General features: G+C 48.7%; 20 protein-coding genes and 2 pseudogenes. 6 read left to right on the top strand and 16 right to left on the bottom strand.

Going from position 1 to position 23,313, the window contains the following annotated elements:
• Positions 1-207 precede the first annotated feature (207 nt).
• Together ACOXYR_RS00555 and ACOXYR_RS00550 are read left to right on the top strand one after the other, a co-directional pair.
• Positions 208-348: pseudogene (locus ACOXYR_RS00555) on the top strand (NADPH-dependent FMN reductase); the annotation flags it as partial.
• A gap of 196 nt (positions 349-544) precedes the next feature.
• Complete coding sequence (locus tag ACOXYR_RS00550; RefSeq protein ID WP_000427620.1) at positions 545-1,549, top strand: IS110-like element IS4321 family transposase; 1,005 nt, start codon at positions 545-547, stop codon at positions 1,547-1,549.
• A gap of 277 nt (positions 1,550-1,826) precedes the next feature.
• Here ACOXYR_RS00550 and ACOXYR_RS00545 read toward each other — a convergent pair.
• Positions 1,827-3,194, bottom strand: a pseudogene (locus ACOXYR_RS00545) (DUF4158 domain-containing protein); the annotation flags it as partial.
• A gap of 160 nt (positions 3,195-3,354) precedes the next feature.
• Here ACOXYR_RS00545 and ACOXYR_RS00540 point away from each other — a divergent pair.
• Together ACOXYR_RS00540 and ACOXYR_RS00535 are read left to right on the top strand one after the other, a co-directional pair.
• On the top strand, positions 3,355-3,912 hold the full coding sequence (locus ACOXYR_RS00540; protein ID WP_042005136.1) for a recombinase family protein: 558 nt from the start codon (positions 3,355-3,357) through the stop codon (positions 3,910-3,912).
• A gap of 16 nt (positions 3,913-3,928) precedes the next feature.
• Positions 3,929-4,792: a DUF4231 domain-containing protein gene (locus ACOXYR_RS00535; protein WP_052432412.1), complete on the top strand. Its 864-nt coding sequence runs from the start codon at positions 3,929-3,931 to the stop codon at positions 4,790-4,792.
• Between the two features lie 38 nt (positions 4,793-4,830).
• Here the strand turns inward: ACOXYR_RS00535 and ACOXYR_RS00530 are convergent, their stop codons facing one another.
• The 10 genes from ACOXYR_RS00530 to pcoA form a co-directional block, all read right to left on the bottom strand.
• A complete protein-coding gene (locus ACOXYR_RS00530) occupies positions 4,831-5,235 on the bottom strand; it encodes a TIR domain-containing protein (RefSeq protein ID WP_071846040.1) in 405 nt (134 codons plus the stop codon).
• Between the two features lie 376 nt (positions 5,236-5,611).
• Positions 5,612-6,145 (bottom strand): hypothetical protein, encoded by a 534-nt coding sequence (locus tag ACOXYR_RS00525; protein WP_421356174.1) that lies wholly within the window; start codon positions 6,143-6,145, stop codon positions 5,612-5,614.
• 176 nt (positions 6,146-6,321) lie between these two features.
• Positions 6,322-6,621, bottom strand: a complete 300-nt coding sequence (locus tag ACOXYR_RS00520; protein ID WP_415728484.1) for a hypothetical protein — start codon at positions 6,619-6,621, stop codon at positions 6,322-6,324.
• 299 nt (positions 6,622-6,920) lie between these two features.
• The gene (locus ACOXYR_RS00515) at positions 6,921-7,355 is read right to left on the bottom strand and encodes a copper-binding protein (RefSeq protein ID WP_415728483.1); all 435 of its coding nucleotides are present in this window, start codon (positions 7,353-7,355) and stop codon (positions 6,921-6,923) included.
• A gap of 219 nt (positions 7,356-7,574) precedes the next feature.
• Positions 7,575-8,975, bottom strand: a complete 1,401-nt coding sequence (gene pcoS / locus ACOXYR_RS00510) for a copper resistance membrane spanning protein PcoS (protein ID WP_415728482.1) — start codon at positions 8,973-8,975, stop codon at positions 7,575-7,577.
• A complete protein-coding gene (pcoR, locus tag ACOXYR_RS00505; protein ID WP_415728481.1) occupies positions 8,972-9,652 on the bottom strand; it encodes a copper response regulator transcription factor PcoR in 681 nt (226 codons plus the stop codon). The genes pcoS and pcoR overlap by 4 nt, the downstream gene beginning before the upstream one ends.
• A 54-nt stretch (positions 9,653-9,706) precedes the next feature.
• Positions 9,707-10,585: a copper resistance inner membrane protein PcoD gene (gene pcoD / locus ACOXYR_RS00500; protein ID WP_326929183.1), complete on the bottom strand. Its 879-nt coding sequence runs from the start codon at positions 10,583-10,585 to the stop codon at positions 9,707-9,709.
• A gap of 55 nt (positions 10,586-10,640) precedes the next feature.
• The gene (pcoC, locus tag ACOXYR_RS00495) at positions 10,641-11,021 is read right to left on the bottom strand and encodes a copper resistance system metallochaperone PcoC (protein WP_032662224.1); all 381 of its coding nucleotides are present in this window, start codon (positions 11,019-11,021) and stop codon (positions 10,641-10,643) included.
• A 39-nt stretch (positions 11,022-11,060) separates the two neighbouring features.
• Complete coding sequence (locus ACOXYR_RS00490) at positions 11,061-11,951, bottom strand: copper resistance protein B (protein ID WP_072199631.1); 891 nt, start codon at positions 11,949-11,951, stop codon at positions 11,061-11,063.
• Positions 11,952-11,956: 5 nt separating this feature from the next.
• Positions 11,957-13,774, bottom strand: coding sequence for a multicopper oxidase PcoA (pcoA, locus tag ACOXYR_RS00485; protein ID WP_415728480.1), 1,818 nt, complete (start codon positions 13,772-13,774; stop codon positions 11,957-11,959).
• Between the two features lie 234 nt (positions 13,775-14,008).
• Here pcoA and ACOXYR_RS00480 point away from each other — a divergent pair, with 234 nt between their 5' ends.
• Both ACOXYR_RS00480 and ACOXYR_RS00475 read left to right on the top strand, forming a co-directional pair.
• Positions 14,009-14,458, top strand: coding sequence for a copper resistance protein (locus tag ACOXYR_RS00480; RefSeq protein ID WP_350437423.1), 450 nt, complete (start codon positions 14,009-14,011; stop codon positions 14,456-14,458).
• Between the two features lie 288 nt (positions 14,459-14,746).
• Complete coding sequence (locus ACOXYR_RS00475; protein WP_415728478.1) at positions 14,747-15,484, top strand: peptidoglycan DD-metalloendopeptidase family protein; 738 nt, start codon at positions 14,747-14,749, stop codon at positions 15,482-15,484.
• A gap of 33 nt (positions 15,485-15,517) precedes the next feature.
• Here the strand turns inward: ACOXYR_RS00475 and ACOXYR_RS00470 are convergent, their stop codons facing one another.
• The 5 genes from ACOXYR_RS00470 to silB form a co-directional block, all read right to left on the bottom strand.
• Positions 15,518-15,715, bottom strand: a complete 198-nt coding sequence (locus tag ACOXYR_RS00470) for a DUF2933 domain-containing protein (protein ID WP_275257706.1) — start codon at positions 15,713-15,715, stop codon at positions 15,518-15,520.
• Positions 15,716-15,755: 40 nt separating this feature from the next.
• Positions 15,756-18,206: an Ag(+)-translocating P-type ATPase SilP gene (gene silP / locus ACOXYR_RS00465; RefSeq protein ID WP_415728477.1), complete on the bottom strand. Its 2,451-nt coding sequence runs from the start codon at positions 18,204-18,206 to the stop codon at positions 15,756-15,758.
• Positions 18,207-18,333: 127 nt separating this feature from the next.
• On the bottom strand, positions 18,334-18,774 hold the full coding sequence (locus ACOXYR_RS00460; RefSeq protein WP_202039870.1) for a DUF411 domain-containing protein: 441 nt from the start codon (positions 18,772-18,774) through the stop codon (positions 18,334-18,336).
• An 85-nt stretch (positions 18,775-18,859) separates the two neighbouring features.
• Positions 18,860-22,006, bottom strand: a complete 3,147-nt coding sequence (gene silA / locus ACOXYR_RS00455) for a Cu(+)/Ag(+) efflux RND transporter permease subunit SilA (RefSeq protein WP_202039871.1) — start codon at positions 22,004-22,006, stop codon at positions 18,860-18,862.
• 10 nt (positions 22,007-22,016) lie between these two features.
• Complete coding sequence (gene silB / locus ACOXYR_RS00450; RefSeq protein ID WP_202039872.1) at positions 22,017-23,309, bottom strand: Cu(+)/Ag(+) efflux RND transporter periplasmic adaptor subunit SilB; 1,293 nt, start codon at positions 23,307-23,309, stop codon at positions 22,017-22,019.
• Between the last annotated feature and the right edge of the window lie 4 nt (positions 23,310-23,313).

The raw sequence follows: 23,313 nt of genomic DNA, 5'->3' as shown, positions 1-23,313 counted from the left end.
ACACATATGTTATATCGAATTTGTTTGATGTTAACACTTCTTCAATGGTTAATGACAGGAACAACAGAACCGGGGAAATGCGGACAAAAATTTCATCTTTGTTAGAAAAAGTAGAAGTAGAAGTAGAAGTTTAACGACAGGGTACTGATAAGTAAGGCAGCACCACACAATGTACAATAAACCACCATAGATTCGTTTTACAGGCTTAACCCATCCGGCTTGCCGTTACCCGATGATACACCGGAAAGTCCCCCCAAAATGCTTGAACTCCGCGAACTGGTCAGGTGGTGTGACGGAATGGTCTGGAGTTCTCCGGAAAGGCATGGTGCCATGAGCTCGATGATGAAGGGCGCATGAAACCGTCAGCCTGGTACGACAGGATTGTCGACGTTAGCCGTCTATCACATGGACCACTCTGAATCGGCATGAGTGCAACGACATAAGCCTGCTTAAAAAACAGGCTTAACGTGGGATATTTAATGAGATGGTCACTCCCTCCTTCCCGGTACTATGCTGAGGATAGGCTTTCATTCGGAGAACTATCATGGAAAACATTGCGCTCATTGGTATCGATCTGGGTAAAAACTCTTTCCATATTCATTGCCAGGATCGTCGCGGCAAGGCTGTTTACCGTAAAAAATTTACACGGCCAAAGTTAATCGAATTTTTGGCGACATGCCCCGCTACAACCATCGCAATGGAAGCCTGTGGTGGCTCTCACTTTATGGCACGCAAGTTGGAAGAGTTGGGGCATTTTCCTAAGCTGATATCACCACAATTTGTCCGTCCATTCGTTAAAAGTAACAAAAACGACTTTGTCGACGCCGAAGCTATTTGTGAAGCTGCATCGCGTCCGTCTATGCGTTTTGTACAGCCCAGAACTGAATCTCAGCAGGCAATGCGTGCGCTGCATCGTGTCCGTGAATCCTTGGTTCAGGATAAGGTAAAAACAACCAATCAGATGCATGCTTTTCTGCTGGAATTTGGCATCAGCGTTCCACGAGGAGCTGCCGTTATTAGCCGACTGAGTACCCTTCTTGAGGACAATAGTTTGCCTCTATACCTCAGCCAGTTATTGCTGAAATTACAACAGCATTATCACTATCTTGTTGAGCAGATTAAAGATTTGGAATCCCAGTTGAAACGAAAGTTGGACGAAGATGAGATTGGACAGCGCTTGCTGAGCATTCCCTGCGTCGGAACACTGACAGCGAGTACTATTTCAACTGAGATTGGCGACGGGAAGCAGTACGCCAGCAGTCGTGACTTTGCGGCGGCAACAGGGCTAGTGCCTCGACAGTACAGCACGGGAGGTCGGACGACATTGCTGGGAATTAGTAAGCGAGGTAACAAAAAGATCCGAACTTTGTTGGTTCAATGTGCCAGGGTATTCATACAAAAACTGGAACACCAGTCTGGCAAATTGGCCGATTGGGTCAGGGATCTACTGTGTAGGAAAAGCAACTTTGTCGTCACTTGTGCTCTGGCAAACAAGCTGGCCAGAATAGCCTGGGCCCTAACGGCACGACAGCAAACTTATGTAGCATAACGGCAGAAATACACCGGTTTAAAGAATCACTGATCTGGTTTTGCGAATACTGATATTGATGATACTAACGGCCCACCGGCCTGTTGAGGAACCTGTAAAACGGAAAGGCTCATTGAAGCCGTATATTTTCTGGAGGTTCATCAGGCGCGGAACTCATCGAGGCGCGGGAATAAAATCCCATTCAGACGCCGGATAGATTCAAGCAAGCCAATTTATCGTCAAAATCGGTGTTGCAAAAACGGGAGTGACCATAGATTCCGTTTTCCAAGCGAACCCCTATACGGCCATCAGTATCATAGACCAGACGTTTCCAGGGGCCGGTGATGATGTGTTCAGGCGCATCGTCCAGTATGCGTTTTTTCGAACCGTTCAGTTCGGTAAGGTAATGGACAGCAGCCAGGGTATGCTCACCGTCAGGAGCAGCACAAAAGTGCAGGTCGCGCAGAAGCGCAGGAAGGAAGCGCTTCACCCGGCCGTACTGCTCCACCATTTCATCCTGAAAATTTGTATTATGCGGGCGGGCCAGCTCATTAACTTTATCAACAGACTCCGCAATCCTTGCGACCGGCACGCTTTTGAATATGGTCTTTCGCAACGCACTCTCATCAGTATTTTCGTCAAGCAGAAGCGCACAGGCCCGCGCCAGCAGTAGTGCTGCCCGATCGAGATCTTTCAGCGTCCTGAGCCGCTTTTTCTGCCCCGTTTTCTTTGCCTCACGGGCGATGTCCAGGATCAGCATATCAAGCACATCAACGGCTTCATCCAGGGCGGCTATTTCCTGCGCTTTAACAAATGCGGTCAGCACAGCCAGCCGCCGTGCTTCTGGCATTCTGGCGATATACCTTGCTGATGCCATGCCGGCGTAGCGGGCCAGATTACGCAGTTGTATGGCCGGCAGCCCGCTAAAATTCAGCCGGGAAAACTCCAGGTTTCTCAGTCGGGTATAACGTTCTAGCGCTTCCGTAAAAGACGGCCCACTAACCGTTACAGGACCTTTGCGTAGCTGCTCCATAACCGACATCCGCTGCCCTTCAGGGATCTCAAGTAACCCTGCCAGTTGTGCGGTCTGCCAGCTGTCAGGTAGCGATGCCAGCTTTCGCCACAGGCGGCGATTTGCCCGCTCACGGATTTCACCAATGATCCTGGTCAGGGTGGACGCGGCGGGCAACAGCACCTTGTGCTGAAGCAGCCATGCTGTGGCAAAATCAAACATCAGGCCGGGACGTTCATTACTGAGCCAGGCGCGGACATACAGCAGGCGCTTAAGCCGAAATGACCAGGGCTGGTCGCCAAAATCATGATACCCATAATGCTGCCTGATGAGCGCGTGATGCTCCCAGCGCGTGTTCTCTCTCTGTGCATAACGGGACAATATCTCCGGGCGGGGAATACCCAGTTGTGCCGCCACATAGTGCCGGACGCCAGCGGGGATCTGCATGGCGTCATTGATGAATGTTCCCAGAAACCGGGCTGTCGTGAGCTGAAGGGCAATTCCAAGCCGGTTATGTCTGCCCCGGCGATGATTAACAAAATCCAGATCACGTTCATCAAGATGGAAATATCTCGCCAACTGGACTTCATTTGGCTCGGCGGCATAACGTCCATAATTCTGAACCTGGCTGTCGGTGAGAAAATCAGCGCTCATCGGTACATTCCTTCGCGATTCATTGTTCCATAATCTTTATGAAGGTATCATATATTATGATATTTGATACCCGTCAAAACCAAAGCGGAAAAGGGTATCAGAAATCGTAATTTATACATTATGATACCACTTTGTATCAAAAACGATTTGTGAGACTGAAATGGCGTTACTGGGCTATGCCAGGGTATCAACCAGCCACCAGAAGCTGACGCTCCAGGTGGCTGAACTGAAAAGTGCCGGTGTGCGTGAAGACCGGATTTTTACCGACATGATGACCGGGGCCACTGACGAGCGTGAAGGACTGCAACGACTGCTTGGCCGTGCTGAAAAAGATGACATCATCATCTGTACCAAAATGGACCGCCTCGGACGCAACACGGCTGATATGATCCATATCGTTGACGCCTGCTATAAAAAGGGGATCGCCATCCGGTTTCTGGAAAACGGCCTCAGTACGGAAGGTACGATGGGGAAAATGGTCATTCAGATCCTGGCCGCTGTTGCTGAAGCAGAGCGCGAGCGCATTCTGGAGCGAACCAATGACGGACGGATTGCTGCAATGGCTTCTGGCGTCAAATTTGGACGAAAGCCACACCCTAAAACGACAACTGCACAATTTCTTATAAAACAAGGTGAATCATTCAAAATGATATATGAAAAAACAGGAATATCTCGGGCAACATATTTTAGATTGAAAAAACAAACACAATCCGCATAAAAAATGGAAATGCATTATGAATATTCAATACCCTCATCTATATGAAATTACTAATGAGCGCTCAGCAAAAAATCAGTGGTATTTTTTAAATGGAGTGAGAGCAGAATATGCATTGCTAATATTCACTGCTGTTAACTCATCTTTATCTTACGATGGGAAATACATTACTAATTTAGCATTATTCATCTTATTGATTATATTGCTACTAGTTAGGAATGTTATAAATTTTGAACAAAAATGGTATAAATATAGAGCGGTTACCGAATCAATAAAAACCACAACATGGAAATTTGCAATGAAAGCGGAGCCTTTTAATGGCGATGAAGAAACACATAATGCAAAACAATATGTTGAATACTTAAAAAATATCTTAAAAGATAGTAAATATGCGATTCAGACAAAAGCGCTAAATAATCTTGAAGGAGACCAATTCAGCATTTGTTTAAAAACTATTAGAAAAATGAGCTATGAACAAAGAAGAGATCTTTACGTAGAACAAAGAATTGAAGATCAACGGACATGGTATGCTAAAAAATCTCTATTCAACAAAAGGATTGGTAAGGGGTGGGCGGTGGCTATACTGATTCTCTATGTTTTATCCCTTGCTATGACAGCATACCTTGCTAAAGAACCAAGTCAATCTACCTCGTTACCAACAGAGCTAATTACAACAATAATTTCTGCTCTCATAGGCTGGGTGCAAATTAAAAAGTATAATGAACTTTCGGCATCGTATGCCCTTACAGCACATGAAATTGGTCTAATAAAAGAGCAATCTTATTATATTTCTAGCGAAAAAGATTTTTTAGATTTTATTCGTGATGCTGAGACAGCATTTTCACGGGAACATACACAATGGCAAGCGAGACGAATTGTATAAAATCTGACAAAGGGAACTGTAAAGTTCCCCTTATTGTATTATTTGGCACGTCGACGAATAGCATCAACAATACTTTCTGTGCTCCACCGAACCTGTTCGACAGAACGATTAGCTACAACCTGAGATACTCTTGATGCACCATGTGGAATAACACCAATAACGGGAACTCCATGTCTAATTGCGGTGTCCATCTCCCACTCCATCCAAGTACTATGGCTTGCATAGATTCCAGCTATAGCAAGTAATACATTACTGTTGCGAATTTTTTCGCCAAGAACTCTTTTGATGTAATCAGCATTCACTGAATTAATAGGTATATCTTTGCTAACTTCAGAGAATTCAGCCCTAAAATAGGGTCTTGCATTTAGAAGGTTACGCAGTCGTAGTAATTCGTCGTGACTCCCCCACGAATGACTAATAAAAATATTTAAATCTCTAGCCATAAATCCCCCCGCAATTATTAGTTATATTCCCATTAATAATATGGGGACTGTGACTTAGTTTATCAAGGGTATCATCAGGAAAAACCTCACTAACACAGAGGCTTATGTTAATTCATTAAAAACAGAAAGTTATCGTCTTGGCGTGGTTTTTTACATCATTGACCGTCAAACCCCTTATATAAACGATCATGTTTATAGACACTTATGTGGATATCATTCTGCTGCTGACCGATTACACACACAGCGTGTACGGAACGGCGCGCGGAAACCGGACGTGTTTCCTGAAGGACAATCCTGATATCCTTTTTCAGTATCTGAGCCGCTGGCCGCCGGGGCGGGCGTCTTTCTCTCTGACGACCTGCGTGAACTTGTTGCGTCAAATCGCACCCATTTTTTTCGCTTCAGCCATAAACGTCCCGTAATGGCTTTCTGGGACGACGACCGGGATTGTTCTGCGGTTGTACAGTTGCATCAGCAACAGTGTGCGATGGCGGCCGTCCGATACGCCAGAGTGATTGTCTGAAACCTGCGGGTATTCAACTGTGCCTTTCGCTATGTAGGTTTTGATTCTGTGCCACCTGCGCGGGTCGATGCAGAATGCACCGTCACCAAGAACGCTGAGAAAGGCCAGTCCGTCGACTTCAACAATCTTCGTCGGCTGATGGCGAAGCAGATGCGGTGGATAAAACTGCAGGTCCTCAAAATCCGGGTACGTGAGGCCCGACTCGTCACGGGGGATGGCCTCAAAGGACGTAAAAGGATACTTCGTCATATGGGTATGCATAAAGGTGTCCAGGTCAGTCTCAATCCTGGAGAACCATTCTGGTTTAGGTAAAGACTTTTTATCCCGCTCCCGCATCTCTCTGAGGCTGTCGCCGAACAGGTCTTCCATGCTGATGTTGACTTTCATGCTGCACTCCTGTTGCTGAATAAAAAAAACACGACCCGGCAGGAACAACAAGATCGGTATCCTGAGGTGGGGAGGAAGGTACCATTTTTTGTGTAATTATTTGTATTACACAGATGCGCTGTGCAAATTCTCTCGGGTAATTCCCCTGCCCGTTATAAATTAACTGACCTCCACTTTTAATTACTAATAGCGACGGCATACAGGGTGTTTTTCTGCCAGAGCAGGGGGCTTTTAAGCATGCGTTCCTTCTCTTTTTTATCATTCATGTCAACGCGACTGGCCACCAGTTGGTCTACCAGACTTCCGGCCAGACTGATGTTCAGCGCGGTAAAGTTTGTGTTGAGCGTTTCCAGCATGCCGGCGTGACTGCAGGTCACCCAACGTTTCAGTGCGCCCTGGTAACCCTGGGAGGTGGAGATCTTCAACTGATGGTCTGCGTTCGCCAGTGCCGGTATTCCGGCAAGGTATACCATCATCTTCTGCAATCACGATCATCCGTATTCTCAGTCAGTCTCAGGATACGTCAAGCCATGAGCCCTGGAGATAATGCACAAGCTAAGAGAATTTTTATTGTCTTTAAAATCAATTTGTTAGTGCATGCAATCTATCTTATGTTAAATTTAGTCCGTCTCTCATTTATTTTGTACCGGACCGCAGACTACGATTAGTCATACACAGATATACTCTTCCATTTAGTTTAAAAAAACGCTCCCTATCAGGAGCGTAAGCCAGTGACTTCGGCGTCAAATGAGGGTCTGACAAGTGGAGCTGCGGGTTAATTCTGGGTGGTCTGACTGCGATGCTTATCAGCCTGCTGCTGGTGAACAACGGAAGACTGACCATTATTCGCCTTTTCATGCACAACAGCGGCTTTTTCATGTTCGTTCATTTCAGAAAATGACTTTGCTGTTTCGTTGGTGGCTCCTGATTTTCCTTTCATCATTTTTTTATGCATTTCCGCCATGCCCTGGTGGGCAGAAGCGTTGCCGTTTTGCATCATTTCATGGGACATGGCAGCCTGATCGTGCCCACTCATATCCATCATCGTCATACTGTCTCCCTGAATAGCGCTTTTTTCAGCGGTTGACTGCATCTGATGAGCAGGTGCCTGGGCATTATTTACCTGGTCATGCATGTTCATTGTCTCTGCAGCCATGGCGGTTGAAGTGACAGCCATAATGGCAGCAAATGATACAAGGATCTTTTTCATGGTTGGGTCTCCGGTGTTTTCATCCTCAAACAATCAAAACGGCTTATAACAGAGAAAGCATTTGATCTCAGGGCGGGTTATTCATCACTCCAGGAACCCGGTGATTGCGTTATCACCCTGCTCCTGATTTATGAAAGATTATAAAAAACCGTCTCTGTTTCTCGCGTGACTGAATGATGACATTTTTGTCACCTTCCATATTTTTTCTGAATAACGGTATTAACCTCTTAACAGATGTACATTGAATACAATTTCCCGCCCCTGCTGTACTGCTGACAGGTCGCCGCCATGAGCGTGAATGATCGACCTCGTAATTGACAATCCCAGACCCGCGCCTTCTGTGTTGTGGACCCTCGATGAGTCTGCACGATAGAACCGATCAAACAAACGTTCCAGATTAGCGGGAACCGGGCCAGACATTGTATTTGTAATCATCACGTTCACACAGTCACTGTCACGCTCAAGGCGTATCGCTGTACAGGTGTTATCGGGAGAATACTTGATTGCATTGGAAAGCAGGTTACTGAAAGCACGTCGCAGCATATCGCTGTCTCCGGCAACAACACCCTCTCCTTCAACCATGATTGTCTTTCCTGTTTCGTCAGCCAGGGGCTCGAATAACTCACGTAATTCATTCAGTTCGGCGGCCAGATCCACATCATGTTTATCCAGCTGCAGCAGACCATGCTCTGAACGTGCCAGAAAAAGCATGTCACTGGTCATTCGGGACAACCTTTTCAGTTCTTCCAGGTTAGCGAATAAAATTTCACGGTAATGCGAAACATCCCTTTCCTTAGCCAGTGCAAACTGCGTCTGCATCATCAGATTACTGACCGGTGTGCGCAGTTCATGCGCGATGTCAGACGAGAAATCTGACAGTTTCCGGAATGAACCCTCCAGGCGATCGAACATGTTATTGAATTCCTGCATGGTCTCTGAGATTTCCGGCGGAGCCAGATCGGGATTAAGACGCTGATCCAGGCTGTGTACGGTCATTGAGGAAGCCAGACTGGTCATTTCCCGTAACGGTTTCAGACCAATGCGTGTGGTCAGCCAGCCCAGAAAAACAGAAATAAAAACCAGACCGATATTGAACCAGAACAGCCAGGTACTGAGCTTATCCATAAACAGGGTGTGATACCCGGTATCCGTGGCAACCGTAACGATGAAATGTTTGCTTTTACCCTGTTCCGGCGTCACGGCAACCCGCCGCGAGATACTGCGGTACACGGTGTTATTTTCTTCCGTCTGGATCATATAGTCGAGAATATCCCCCGACTTATTTAGCAGGACCGCTGGAACAACAGAATTTTTGGCATACAGCTCCACAATTTTTTCATTTGCCATGTTTTTTATAGAAATGAATAAACCATTGTGCCCCACCATCGCATCGTTTATTTTTTCTGATAATGACTTAATATCCGTTTTGTACCTGAACGTCTCTGTTTTGAGAAATTCTTCGGTGAGCTGAAGTTTACCTGTCAGAAAATCGCGATCCTGATTATCGAAATAGCCATTAAGGGTGCTAATCAGGATAAAACTTGATAACCACCATACCGTAAGCATCACTGCAGAAAAAATCAGGCTCAGGCGTGTGGTCAGGGAAATTTTGAACCTCACTCTTCTCTGATCTCCAGGACATATCCGGCACCGCGAACGGTATGGATCAGTTTTGGCTCAAAGTCATCATCAATTTTACTTCTCAGGCGTCTCACGGCGACATCAATCACATTCGTATCACTGTCAAAGTTCATATTCCAGACCTGGGATGAGATAAGACTCCTGGGTAACACTTCTCCGGTGCGTTGCAGCAGCAACTCAAGCAGAACGTATTCTTTACCGGTGAGATGGATTTTCTTCCCCGAACGGATCACGGTCCGGCGCACCATATCAACGGTCATATCGGCGATAGTACAAACCGTTGCAGCCTGCGAGCGTGCCCGGCGCAGTAAGGTTCTTACACGTGCAACCAGCTCCGTAAAATCGAAGGGCTTAATCAGGTAGTCATCTGCACCAAGCTCCAGTCCTTTCACTTTGTCCCGCACGTTGTCTTTTGCGGTTAAAAACAGGACCGGTTCTTCGTGCCCGGACTTCCTCAGTGCGCTGATGATTTGCCACCCGTCGAGGAAAGGCAGCATCACGTCCAGTATTATCAAATCATACTGTCCCTTCGACGCGGCCCCAAGACCATCGCGGCCATTATTAAAGAGATCGGCCTGATAGCCTTCCTCAACCAGTCCCTGCTGCAGGTAACGACCTGTTTTTTGTTCGTCTTCAACGATTAAAATACGCTGCATGGTCAACTCGCTGATATAAAAGTAAAAATCTCACGCGTGAGCGTTGGTTGTCCCTTAGCTGACCTGAGACGGAGCAAGCATTCCGAGCCACGCTACGGCGCCCAGAATGATAATCGCAACAACGAATTCTGTCAGGATGCTGTTTCGCATCAGGGCAACGCTGCGATCATAATTCCCTTCCCTGACCATAACTTCAAGCCGGGGACCCAGGTGAAACCGGTTTGCTGCAGCCAGAAGAAGCATCAGAACAAACAGAGCCGTCTTAGCAAGCAATATTCCCCCCCAGGAGCTGTTGAATAAGGGGGTTAAGTTACCTTCAGCAATATACAGATAGTTGACCATCGCACTCAGGATCAGGGCTACAACAATCACCGTACCTGCCGTGGCAAATTTTGCCAGGGAGTCAGATATCACAATGACGCTCTGTGCATTATGCGCGTTTCTGCGCATCAGCAGGATAGCAAATGCAACCAGAGCACCTGTCCAGGCACCTGCAGCGCCGAGATGAGTCAGATCGCTCAGTAAATGGAGATAGTAATGCAGACCGTCATGCATGACGGCGTGTCCTCCCCAGGCAAGTGTAGCCAGCGCCACGCCCCCACTCATCGTCATCAGCAGGCAGGACAATAGTCTCTTGTTAGTGTAAAGGAACAAAGCACCGAGAGTGGTAAACAGTGCACAGAGTCTGACAATCCAGCTAATACCTACATCAGTTTCTTCTATAACCATCTCGATAATATGGATGGATAATTCCCTGAGATCAGTTACTCCGCTCATGGCATTAGATACCAGGATCATATTAATGCCAGTAAGAATGATGCCTGCAACAACAGCAAAGGTTATAAACGACCTGAAATTAGTCAGGTTATACGTTTCATGTCTGACACCACTTAATCCATATATCTGAAAAAATGGCAATCCAAATATTACCATCAAATCAAGATAAAGAAGAAAACGAATAACAATCATCATCAGGTCGTTCATAATATTACTTCACTGTAAAGGTGTAATTACCGGTAATAGGGTGCGTATCTGAAGAAACCGCGCGCCAGTCAACACGATAAGTGCCAGCGGGTAAAGGTTCTCGCGGAATAATGACCATCGATTTAGGGTCAGCGCCTGGTGCCACTTTTGCCGCGACCGGCATCGGAGAATGTGATGACATACCTTTCATACCCGTCATCGTTAATTTTGCACCTGAGAATTTCACGGTCAGATCTTCCGAGAAATTAAGCTGAATCTTATCCGGGGCCGCTACGGCCGAATCAGCCTGTGGCACAGAGCTTTTTAATTCCGGATGGGCCATAGCAGAAAAAGCGACGCCCATAACCAGGCCACCTGTAAGAATGGCTTTATGTAAAATCGACATATTATTTACCTGTTTAATTTAGTGTTTTAAGTCAACGCATTAAAACCAGATTCTGGCTCCCGCCAGGAATACTACCTGATGGTCTTTCTCACCCTCTCTTTTCGCCATATCGGACGTTTTCCCGTAAAGCTGATTCCAGGAGACGCCTATATAGGGTGCAAACTCACGGCGTATTTCGTAGCGCAGCCGAAGGCCCAGCTCTGTGTCAGCTAATCCTCTGCCGCGCTCCCGCGATTCATCATCCTGACTGTAGAGATTTACCTCATAGGATGGCTGGAGTATGAGCCGGTTAGTCAGTAAAACGTCGTATTCTCCCCCCAGACGGAGGGCTGCTTTTCCGTCATTACTGACAAAAGCCGTAATTTCAGACTCAAAATTATAGAGCGCGAGCCCCTGAAAACCGACAGCAGCCCAGGTCTGGGCTGAAGCAGGTCTAAAATCCTGTCTTACACCCGCAACCAAATCCCACCAGGGGCCAACCGCATGCCCCCAGAGTAGCTGGGCTTCTGCCGTCTCCGTTTTCCCCCCGCTTCGTTCGCCTTCACTCTTTAGCCAGAGCCGGTCAGTGTCGCCGCCAATCCAGCTGTTAACACTCCAGCTGAAATTATTGGTGTTATCCGACCGTTGCCATTCCAGTTGATCCAGCAAGACCAGATAATTAATCGCACTGTCGTGAATCGCATGCCCCGGTAAATTGCCGAATGCAGCCTTCCGGTCGGCATCGGTAACAGGCGGAATTGGCGTTCTGCTCTCAGTTACAATGGGCTCCATTGACGTCATCTCAGTGAAATTCTCATCTACCGGCATCTGCATGGAAGACATGTCGTGCCCGGCATGAGGATCTGCAGAGACGGAGCCCGCCGCAATAGAAAACGGTGAGGTAAACAAACCAGCGACCAGAACAGTTATGGCCTTAAAACTTCTCTTCATTCGCATCATTCCTCCACCCGGACTTCACGAAACATTCCCATTTCCATGTGATAGAGCAAATGGCAGTGATACGCCCAGCGGCCAAGCGCATCTGCTGTCACTCTGTAACTGCGTTTTGTACCAGGGGGAATATCTATTGTGTGTTTACGAACCATGAAATTACCGTTTTCATCTTCCAGATCGCTCCACATACCATGCAGGTGAATGGGGTGAGTCATCATGGTATCGTTGACCAGAGTGATCCTGAGTCGCTCACCGTATTTCAGCAGCACCGGTGTGGCATCTGAAAACTTGATTCCGTTAAATGACCAGGCAAACTTTTCCATGTGACCGGTTAAATGCAGTTCTATGGTGCGGCCAGGTTCACGTCCGTCAGGATCCTCAAAGCGGCTTTTCAAATCCGCGTACGTGAGAACCTTTCTTCCGTTATTTCGAAGACCAATACCCGGATCGTTTAATTTCGGAGAGACGCTCATCGCCTGCATATCAACCAGTGGGTTACCCGTTTCTGACGCAGGATGACTTTGCATACCCGGCATTCCGGCCATCTGGGAATGATCCATACCAGTCATGCTGCTGTGATCCATGGGCGCGGAGGATGTCCCGCTATCCGCAAGCTCAGCACCGTCCATAGACATCATCTCTCCGCTGTTATTCATGCCACCCATCTGGCTGTGGTCCATTCCTGCCATATCATGCCCCATTCCTCCCATACCCATATCTTCCATGGTCAACAGAGGACGTGGATCCAGGGCGGGAACGGCAGCACTTAACCCCTCTCTCGTGGCCAGTGTCCCCCGAGCGTAGCCGGTCCTGTCCATGGATTGTGCGAAGATGGTATAGGCCTCACCCTGAGGCTCCACAATGACATCATAGGTTTCGGCAACGGCAATCCTGAATTCGTCAACGGTAACCGGGTTTACATACTGGCCGTCTGCAGCCACGACCGTCATTTTCAGCCCGGGGATGCGGATATCGAAATAGGTCATTGCCGAACCGTTGATAAACCGTAAGCGTATCTTTTCACCGGGACGGAACAGCCCGGTCCAGTTTTTCAGCGGGGCCTGACCGTTCATGAGATAGGTGTAGGTGTAGCCACTGACATCCGCGAGGTCAGTCGGATTCATTTTCATTTCAGCCCACATTTTCCGATCGGCAATAGTGGCTGACAGCCCCCTGGTATTCACGTCGCGGAAAAAAGAGCCAATGGTTGGTTTATTGAAATTGTAGTAATCCGACTGTTTTTTTAATTTTTTCAGAAGACTGTGAGGATTTTCATCGGTCCAGTCAGACAACATGACCACGTGCTCACGATCGTAAGCAAACGGTTCCGGCTCCCTGGCATCGATGATAATGGCACCGTATACCCCCTCCTGTTCCTGCAGACCGGAATGGCTGTGGTACCAGTAAGTCCCGTTCTGCTTAACCTTAAAGGTGTAAACGTAGGTATCATCAGGCTCTATGCCCCTAAAACTCAGCCCCGGAACACCATCCATATTGGCTGGAAGAATAATGCCGTGCCAATGAATGGACGTCTGTTCATTAAGACGGTTCTTGACCTTCAGGGTAATGGTGTCACCTTCTTTCCAGCGAAGTACGGGCCCCGGCAGGCCTCCATTGATTGTTTTGGCCTGACGCTCACTGCCAGTGATATTGACGGCCGTTTCACCAATGGTCAGGTCAAACTGAGTACCCTGCAGGGATGCGGCAACTGGCAGGCTCAGACTGGAACGCGCATTGAAACTCCATACGCCAAGACTTCCGGCTACGCCAGAGAGGGTTAATCCCTTCAGGAAAGTTCGTCGAGACGTTTTCAACAGCATGCGCGTTCCCTTATTTAAAGTATGGTTACTGACAAAGTTCGAGAACCGATTTAAATTAAATTTCTGGTTCATCCTCTTACAATGAAATGAAGCTAGCACACCTTAAGAAACAAATTCATTACAATCGTGTAATGTACGTAGCTGTATTACATTTACGTCATCTTCACCACAGGTTGATTATTTTTGTATATGATCGTGATGACATCTTTTATGTACCTAAGAAGGTAATCACACATGAATATATTAATCACTACCACTGCGTTTGCAGCTTTATTTTGTGGGGCAGTTTTTGCCAAGTCCAGTGATATTGCCCATGAAGCACATCGATTCGTGAATAATGCCTCAGCCGTCAGTCATGTTAATTCCTCGACGCATGAAAACTTGCCGGGCAGGATTAATAAAAACAGCTCGCCATCATTCTCTGAAATGAATGAACATGAAAGGGCCATTGTTGCGCATTCATTTATGAACAACAGCGCGTCCTATGCACATCAAAAAATGATTGAGGAACATAAAAAAATGCTGTCCGGGAGTGATGCAAATTCAGAGACATCATCTTCTTCTTTTAACGAACTGAATGCCGGAGAGAAAGCTGCCCTCGTGCATGAGCAGGTCAATAATGCCGCTGCGGAAGCTCATCAGACGCAGGCAAGAAAGCTTCGTGGGCTGTATTCGTCCAGGTAAAGGCAGGTGGGTTAGCGCTTAGCGTCAGGTGCGCAGCAGGGTTTCACTGACGGGTTACGTCGCAGGACATGAGCTTCATATTGCTCTGCCGTAACCTGTTTCAGACCCGTTAATCATCACCGCCGGACTGGTCATACACTTCCCAGAGCTTCAGGAGCAAACGGGAAACAAGATATGTTACAAAAATGACGACCATCAACGGTGCTCCCGATTAACTGGCAGATGACACGCCTCCTGAAAACCCCTAGCATACGCCGCAGTGTTCATGCTAACGGCGAATTCCAGTAAATGTATTCTACCGATGTCGTAAAAGAAAATGCTTACCTTTCAGCCACCCGCTCTGGGCTGGAATCGAGCGAGATCGCTATCCTTCAGCGCTCTTTGCCTTCCCGGTTCGATCTGCGGCACTTACAAAAGAATGAATCATTAAAACTCGTACTGCAAAAAAAAGCGGGAAAATCACGTGTAGTGGCCTATAAATTTACATCTGGTTCATTTAATTACACGGCGTATCGTATATCAGATAAAAAGTTCTATAATCTTTCCGATACTTCCGGGAAAGCCAGTCTCGATTATCCGTTACCGGCCACAGCAAGACTCAGTTCACCTTTTAATCCGGCACGACTTAACCCGGTATCGGGGAAAGTGAGTCCCCATAATGGCATTGATTATTCCATGCCCATGAACACGAAAATAGTCAGCGTCATCGACGGAAAAATCACCCGGGCCGAATACAACAGTACTATGGGATATTTTGTTGAAGTCACGGGAAAAGCCGGTGTTAAAACTCGCTATCTCCACCTCAATAAAATACTCGTTACTAAAGGGGCCAGAGTTACCCGGGGAGGTGCTATTGCGTTATCCGGTAACAGCGGACGTTCATCCGGTCCTCATCTGCATTACGAGCTAATCATCAATAACAATCCTGTTAACTCACTGGCGTTCCGGGCAGCGGCACCCGCTGATAACAAACTCGAACAGCATGCCTTTGCGCATGCCAGAGACTACGAACGATACCTGGACTGATAACGGGACCGCGACGCGGCCCCGTCTGCCGGATTAATTTTTTTTATCGTTTCCACTTCCGTGATGTTGATGATCTCCATGCCCTCCGTGGCCGTGGAAAAGATGCATTAGCGGGCAGACCAGCAATAAAAGATATGGCCAGTAACCTGCCACATGTGACCAGTGTTCGCGCAGGAGGGCAAATGCCGCGATCGCGGCGACAGCAATAAGCGCATAGGTGGTACTTTTCATACTGGACTCCTTCTGTTCATAACAACCCCTTCACTCAGTGTTATTTCCCGAGCCTGACACTTTTCAGACGCAACGCATTCACAATGACGCTGACGGAAGAAAGAGCCATGGCCGCCGCCGCAATAACTGGCGACAGCAGTATTCCATACACAGGATAAAGCAGGCCTGCAGCCACAGGCACACCAAGTGCGTTGTAGATAAATGCAAAAAACAGATTCTGTCGGATATTTTTCATGGTGATCTCTGACAGATGACGGGCCCTGTTCAGTATCATCAGGTCGCCTTTGAGAAGGGTGACTCCGGCACTTTCAATTGCCACATCTGTACCCGTTCCCATGGCTATACCCACGTCAGCCGCTGCCAGCGCCGGGGCATCATTCACACCGTCTCCGGCCATCGCAACCACATGGCCAGACGCTTTCAGTCGGGTTATCACTGCTTTTTTGCCATCCGGCAGAATCCCGGCTTCAACATCCTCTATTCCCAGTTTTCGTGCGACGGCTTCAGCTGTTAGCTGGTTATCCCCGGTGAGCATAACAATGCGGATCCCCGCCTGACGCAACGCTTTAAGTGCATCCGGCGTGGTTGCTTTCACGGGATCCGAAATAGCTATCAGGCCTGCAAGGTCCCCGTCCGTGGCCACATAGATAACGGTAGCGCCTTCCATCCGCAACGTATCCGCAACGGCCTTTTGATTATCAATAACGATACTGTTTTCCTGCATAACCAGTTCATTACCAATAACAATCCGTTGACCTTCGACATCGCCTGTGACACCTTTACCCGACGGCGCATCGAAATGAGTGACTGCGGGTATTGCGATCCCCTTTTCCTGTGCTGCTCTGACGACTGCCATACCCAGCGGATGCTGCGAGCCTTTTTCCACTGCGGCCGTTACACGCAAAAGAGAGGCTTCCCCACCCGGACTGAGACTGATAATTCCTGTCACCGTAGGCGAACCTTCCGTGAGCGTGCCTGTTTTGTCGACAACCAGCGTGTCCACTTTTTCAAGACGCTCAAGGGCTTCGGCATTTTTGATTAACACCCCGGCCTGGGCTCCTTTGCCCACCCCCACCATTATCGACATCGGCGTGGCCAGCCCCAGCGCGCAGGGACAGGCAATAATCAGGACCGACACAGCCGCAATGAGACCGTGCGCCATCCTGGGTTCGGGCCCCCAGACAGACCAGATCACGAAAGCAACAACCGCGATAAGTATCACCAGAGGAACAAACCAGCCTGAAACGCTGTCAGCCATTCTCTGGATGGGGGCTCGCGAACGCTGTGCATCAGCGACCATCTGAACAATTCGTGAGAGCATCGTTTCATCACCGACTTTCTCTGCACGGATGATAAGACTACCTGTCTGATTAATCGTCCCCCCAATGACAGGGGCACCCTCCGTTTTGGTAACCGGCATAGACTCCCCGGTCACCATCGATTCATCAACGGTTGTTGTGCCTTCGACCACGATACCGTCGACCGGAATACTCTCCCCAGGTCTGATGCGGAGCTTATCGCCAGGCAGGACATCTTCCGCATTAATATCCGTTTCATGACCGTCATGGTCCAGCCGCCTGGCGGTTTTGGGGGCAAGGTTCAGAAGCGCAGTAATGGCACCTGAGGTTTGTTCCCGTGCCCGCAGCTCAAGAACCTGTCCCAGCAGTACAAGCACCGTAATTACTGCCGCGGCTTCAAAATAAACGGCCACCAGGCCATCCATGTTTCTGAACGATGCAGGAAACCAGGAGGGGAAGACAGTTGCAATGACGCTGTAAACCCAGGCTACGCCGGTCCCCATAGCAACAAGGGTAAACATATTCAGGGAACGGTTACGTAACGACATCCCGGCCCGGGCGAAAAATGGCCAGCCACACCACAACACGACAGGAGAGGCCAGAAGCAGCTGCAGCCATGTGTTGTACTGTGGCGATACTGTATTTCTCAAGGCGGGAAACAGATGAGATCCCATTTCGAGTATCAGAACCGGAAACGCCAGCAACAACCCCAGCCAGAAGCGTCTTGTCATGTCGCGAAGTTCATCACTCGGCCCCGTGGATGCCGTGGCTACGAGTGGTTCCAGTGCCATTCCACAGACAGGACAGCTTCCGGGACCACGACGGCGTATCTCCGGGTGCATCGGGCATGTCCACACACCTTCAGAAATATCGTTCTCCGCCTGGTGGTGAGGCTGTTTTATCTGATCAGGGATGACCTCGTGGTGATGGTGGTGATGGTGGTGATGGGAATGTTCACCGGCATCTTCGGTAAGATAATGATCGGGATGAGCTGTAAATTTGCTCTCACAGCTGGCGGAGCAGAAATAAAGCTGATGCTCCTGGTATCGAATGCTGCTGTGCGCCTTATCGGGCAGGAATGCCATCCCGCACACGGGATCTCTCACCTTATGCAATACGTGACTCTCGTCCGGGGATAATGTCTGTTCAGAAGCAGTCTGGTTATTGTGTTGCACTGCATTGTCATTTTTCACAGTAACTCTCCTTATGCAAACCTGAAGCGTCTTCTGTATTCAGGGTATGTCATGGATGCGATTACCACGAATGTCGCCGGCACAGGAGTGCCTGCTACCGGCGTCCCGTTATCAGCCGTTCCGCTGACTATTCGATTCGCTGGAAGACTTTTTTACTGCCCTCCGGAGAGAATGCGATAACATCGTAAGCCTCTTTACGGGCCCCCATCTCCATTCCCGGGCTTCCCGCAGGCATGCCGGGGGTGGCAAGGCCATAAATCCCTGAACCAGACTGCATTGCCTTATGTATCGTGGCTGCAGGCACATGACCTTCAATGATCAAATTACCAGTAACTGCGGTGTGACAGCTTCTCAGCTCAGCAGGAACAGCATATTTTTCTTTCAGGGCTGACAGAGCCTGATCATCCATGACGTGGGTCCGTACCTCAAACCCGTCCTTTTCCATCGCCTTGCCCCACAGGGAACAGCAACCACAGTTTTCAGACTTGTACATGTCTATTACTTTTTCACCTGCCATTGCCGGAAGTGAAAGGCCAAAAGCCAGGGTCATTAAAATTATTTTTTTCATACTCACCTCTGTATGTTATCGATATAAACCCTGACGTCAGGGTGAATTTATGCAAAAGGACACCCGCAGGGGTGCCCTTTCAGGGTTATGACACGCTCTTTTTATGTCTGCGCAGCCAGATGAGTTTATAGGCGGCAGGAATAATGAACAGGGACAGCAGCGGAGCTGTGATCATCCCGCCAATCATGGGGGCCGCGATACGGCTCATGACTTCTGAACCTGCGCCGGTACCCCAGAGTATTGGCAGCAGACCCGCGATGATCACCGCCACGGTCATGGCTTTCGGCCGGACACGCAGCACGGCACCATGATAAAGGGCTTCATCAAGACCTTCCGGTGTGAACGTCTCTTTGCTTGACAATTCCGGATGCGCTTCAATGGCATGACGCAGATACATGAGCATGACCACGCCAAACTCTGCCGCCACACCGGCCAGGGCGATAAACCCGGTTCCGGTTGCGACTGACATATGGAAGCCTTGCCAGTACAGGAACCATATCCCGCCAACCAGGGCGAACGGCAGACTCATCAGGATCAGCAACGCTTCATCAACCCGGCGGAACGCCAGATACAACAGAATGAAAATGATCATCACCGTCATCGGCACCATCAACTTCAGTTTCTTGTTGGCATGCTCAAGTAGTTCAAATTGTCCGGAGAATGACACGCTGGTACCCGGTTTCAGTTTCACTTTCTGACTGATAGCCGTCTTAATGTCATTGACCACCGACACCATATCCCTGTCTCGCGCATCGATATATATCCAGCTGGCTGGTCGGGCATTTTCTGTTTTCAGCATGGTTGGTCCGGAAACCACTTTAACGTCAGCGACATCACCCAGCGTGATTTGTTGCTTCATTGGCGTCAGGATTGGCATTTGTTTCAGAGCCAGAGGGCTATTCCGGTAATCCTGTGGGTAACGGATATTGATCGGGTATCGGGCCACTCCTTCAACGGTTTCACCGACCATCGCTCCTCCTATAGCTGAGGAGACAAACAGTTGTACATCACCAACCGTCATACCGTAACGGGACGCTTTTTCCCGGTTGATATCGATATCAATGTAGCGTCCGCCCTCCAGACGTTCTGCCAGAGCCGAAACCACACCCGGTACTGTTTTGGCTACAGATTCAATATCCTGAGCTGTTGCATCAATATCAGAAAGAACAGTTCCTGAAACCTTTATACCGATTGGACTTTTGATTCCGGTAGAGAGCATATCAATACGGTTACGGATTGGCGGAACCCAGAGATTAGCCAGACCAGGTAAACGTACTGTTTTGTCAAGTTCATCAATAATCTTGTCAATCGTCATACCGGGCCGCCACTGATCCTCTGGTTTCAGTTGAATAGTGGTTTCCACCATTTCGAGTGGTGCGGAGTCCGTTGCAGTCTCAGCCTTACCGGTCTTGCCAAAAACAGAGGCCACTTCTGGTACTGATTTGATTAACTTGTCCGTGGTCTGTAAGAGCTCAGCGGCCTCAGCCGGAGACACACCAGGCAAGGTTGATGGCATATACAGCAGATCACCCTCATTGATTTTCGGCAGAAACTCGCCGCCAACCTTACTCAGGGGCCAAATAACCGTGAAGATGGATAAAACTGCAACCAGTAGCGTTGTTTTTGGCCAGTGGAGAACCCGCAGCAGCAATGGATGATACGCTTTGATTAGCACCCGGTTCAGGGGGTTACTGGTCTCGGCAGGAATTTTCCCCCGTATCCAGAATCCCATCAGGATCGGAATAACGATGATGGCCAGCGCGGCCGCTCCCGCCATGGAGTACGTTTTCGTGAATGCTAACGGACCAAACAGGCGTCCCTCCTGACCTTCCAGGGTAAAGATAGGAATAAAGGACAGGGTGATGATCAGCAGGCTGATAAAGAGTGCGGGTCCCACTTCCACAGAGGCGTCGGTAATTACTTTCCAGCGGGTGGCGTTGTCAATCTGCTCACCCGGATGCTGGTGATCCCATTCCTCAAGCCGTTTATGCGCATTTTCAATCATCACAATGGCGGCATCCACCATCGCGCCGACGGCAATCGCTATCCCTCCCAACGACATAATATTGGCGTTCAGTCCCTGGAAGTGCATGACGATAAAGGCGATACACAGGCCAAGTGGCAGAGAAATAATTGCTACCAGTGCAGAGCGGACATGCCAGAGGAACAGAGCACAGACGATTGCAACAACGATAAACTCTTCGAGGAGTTTATGACTCAGATTGTCAATTGACCGGTCGATTAACTGGCTGCGATCGTAGGTGGTCACGATTTCGACCCCCTCAGGCAGGCTGGCCTTCAGCGTTTCCAGTTTGTCCTTTACTGCAGTGATAACTTCACGCGCATTTTTACCCGACCGCAGGATCACCACGCCGCCGGCAACTTCTCCCTGACCGTTCAGCTCTGCTATCCCGCGTCGCATTTCCGGCCCGATCTGTACGCGAGCGACATCACGCAGATAAACCGGCACACCGTTCTCGCCCGTTTTCAGGACGATATTATTAAAATCATCAATAGACTGAAGATACCCGCTGGCCCGGACCATGTACTCTGCTTCTGCCATTTCAACGGATGAACCACCGGCCTCCTGATTAGACGAGCCAAGAGCCTGTTTAACTTCGGGAAGACTGACACCATACTGTGCTAGTTTTTCTGGATTAACCTGGATCTGATACTGCTTAACCACACCACCAACGGATGCTACCTCTGCGACATTGGGGATAGTCTTCAGTTCATATTTCAGGAACCAGTCCTGTAGGGAGCGAAGTTCTGAAATATCGTGTTTTCCGCTTTTATCGACCAGAGCATATTCAAATATCCAGCCCACCCCCGTGGCATCAGGTCCAATTTCGGAGCTCACACCTGCAGGAAGTTTTCCCTGAACCTGATTCAGGTATTCCAGCACTCGTGAACGGGCCCAGTACAGGTCGGTTCCGTCTTCAAAAATGACATACACATACGAATCACCAAACTGAGAAAATCCGCGAACGGTTTTTGCGCCAGGTACGGACAGCATAGTGGTGGTAAGCGGATAGGTGACCTGGTTCTCTACAATCTGTGGAGCCTGTCCTGGATAACTGGTTTTAATAATGACCTGCACATCTGACAGGTCAGGCAGGGCATCCACCGGTGTGTTAATAATCGTCCACGTTCCCCAGATGCTGAGAAACAGGGCACCCATCATGACCAGGAAACGGTTGGCGACAGAGCGCCGGATAATCCATTCAATCATCGTCGTCTCCTCAGTGCCCTGAATGCATATTTACAGGCTGCTCAGACATGGCTGGCATACTGTTTTCTGTTTTTTCAGGGTGGCGCATACGTTCCAGCGCGCCCGTAATATTGGCTTCGGAGTCAATGAGGAACAGGCCACTGACCACCACGGTATCGCCTTCATTAAGGCCGGAGCTAATGCCGGACTGTTGCTGTGATTCATGCAGAACGTGGATCTGTTTCGGCACAAACTTGCCTTCATCATCAACAGTAATCACGCGCTGTTCTTTGCCGGTATCGATAACGGCCTGGCTTGGTATCAGCAGCATCTCCTGGCTTTGGGTATTCAGTTTGAGATAGGCATTCATGCCCGGCTTGAGAAACTCATCCTTATTAGAAACCTGGAGACGGACCTGAAGCGTGCGGGTTGTCTGATCCACGCTGGGAAGAATGTTCCATTTTTCGACATGGAATGTTTTATCCGGATAAGCCGGTACCGAAATTTCAAACTGCGACGTATCTTTCAGCAGATAGGCGATAGATTCTGGCACTGCAGCGCTGATCCAGACCGGGTCCATCCCCTGAATCTGAGCCACCACCTTATCTTTCGAAATATTCATGCCGGTGCGCAGGTCAAATGCAGTAATGACACCATCAATAGGTGCTTTAATGGTAAAACGGGTCTGGATTGTGCGGGTTGAACGCAGCCTTTGAATATCCTCTTCCGGCATACCGGCCAGGCGAAGACGTTCAAGAACGCCTCTGGTTTGCGTTGGCGTTCCACCTGTACCGGATAATAGGAGATACTCACTTTGTGCCTCAACCCATTCAGGAATGGTGATATCGATAAGCGGAGTGCCTTTCTTCACATGATCGCCAATCGTCAGGGGATACACTTTTTCGACAAATCCGTCAGAGCGCGCCTGCACAATGACAAACTGATACTCGTTGTAACTGACATTAGCCGGGATGGTCTGAGAATAATTCAGCATTCCCCGCGTGACCTTTTGCGTTTTTAATCCCAGGTTCTGAACCTGCGTTGGATCAATACGGATCCCGCCACTGCTTTTTTCGCCGCTTTCATCAGCATATTTCGGCACAAGGTCCATATCCATAAAAGGCGATTTTCCGGGTTTATCAAATTTGGTATCCGGTTTCATCGGGTCATACCAGAAAAGTACCTTTTTCTCCGGTGCCTTTTGTTCTGCTGGTACTGTTTTTTGTGATGAGTTTAAATACTGCCAGGCAGTAACTGATATCAGCCCTCCTGCTATGAGGCTGCTGATAATTATTGCAGCATATTTTATCTTTAAAGAAGCCATACTA

The organism is Pseudocitrobacter faecalis (assembly GCF_965231525.1).
GTDB lineage: Bacteria > Pseudomonadota > Gammaproteobacteria > Enterobacterales > Enterobacteriaceae > Pseudocitrobacter > Pseudocitrobacter faecalis.
Note: the sequence above shows the minus strand (reverse complement) of the source record. Positions and strands in the feature narration are given on the sequence as shown.

Bases quoted from the DNA above. Each gene is read 5' to 3' on its own strand.
- ACOXYR_RS00550 (WP_000427620.1), top strand. From the start codon at position 545: ATGGAAAACATTGCGCTCATTGGTATCGATCTGGGTAAAAACTCTTTC.
- ACOXYR_RS00540 (WP_042005136.1), top strand. From the start codon at position 3,355: ATGGCGTTACTGGGCTATGCCAGGGTATCAACCAGCCACCAGAAGCTG.
- ACOXYR_RS00535 (WP_052432412.1), top strand. From the start codon at position 3,929: ATGAATATTCAATACCCTCATCTATATGAAATTACTAATGAGCGCTCA.
- ACOXYR_RS00530 (WP_071846040.1), bottom strand. From the start codon at position 5,235: ATGGCTAGAGATTTAAATATTTTTATTAGTCATTCGTGGGGGAGTCAC.
- ACOXYR_RS00525 (WP_421356174.1), bottom strand. From the start codon at position 6,145: ATGAAAGTCAACATCAGCATGGAAGACCTGTTCGGCGACAGCCTCAGA.
- ACOXYR_RS00520 (WP_415728484.1), bottom strand. From the start codon at position 6,621: ATGATGGTATACCTTGCCGGAATACCGGCACTGGCGAACGCAGACCAT.
- ACOXYR_RS00515 (WP_415728483.1), bottom strand. From the start codon at position 7,355: ATGAAAAAGATCCTTGTATCATTTGCTGCCATTATGGCTGTCACTTCA.
- pcoR (WP_415728481.1), bottom strand. From the start codon at position 9,652: ATGCAGCGTATTTTAATCGTTGAAGACGAACAAAAAACAGGTCGTTAC.
- pcoD (WP_326929183.1), bottom strand. From the start codon at position 10,585: ATGGTAATATTTGGATTGCCATTTTTTCAGATATATGGATTAAGTGGT.
- pcoC (WP_032662224.1), bottom strand. From the start codon at position 11,021: ATGTCGATTTTACATAAAGCCATTCTTACAGGTGGCCTGGTTATGGGC.
- ACOXYR_RS00490 (WP_072199631.1), bottom strand. From the start codon at position 11,951: ATGAAGAGAAGTTTTAAGGCCATAACTGTTCTGGTCGCTGGTTTGTTT.
- pcoA (WP_415728480.1), bottom strand. From the start codon at position 13,774: ATGCTGTTGAAAACGTCTCGACGAACTTTCCTGAAGGGATTAACCCTC.
- ACOXYR_RS00480 (WP_350437423.1), top strand. From the start codon at position 14,009: ATGAATATATTAATCACTACCACTGCGTTTGCAGCTTTATTTTGTGGG.
- ACOXYR_RS00475 (WP_415728478.1), top strand. From the start codon at position 14,747: ATGTATTCTACCGATGTCGTAAAAGAAAATGCTTACCTTTCAGCCACC.
- ACOXYR_RS00470 (WP_275257706.1), bottom strand. From the start codon at position 15,715: ATGAAAAGTACCACCTATGCGCTTATTGCTGTCGCCGCGATCGCGGCA.
- ACOXYR_RS00460 (WP_202039870.1), bottom strand. From the start codon at position 18,774: ATGAAAAAAATAATTTTAATGACCCTGGCTTTTGGCCTTTCACTTCCG.
- silA (WP_202039871.1), bottom strand. From the start codon at position 22,006: ATGATTGAATGGATTATCCGGCGCTCTGTCGCCAACCGTTTCCTGGTC.
- silB (WP_202039872.1), bottom strand. From the start codon at position 23,309: ATGGCTTCTTTAAAGATAAAATATGCTGCAATAATTATCAGCAGCCTC.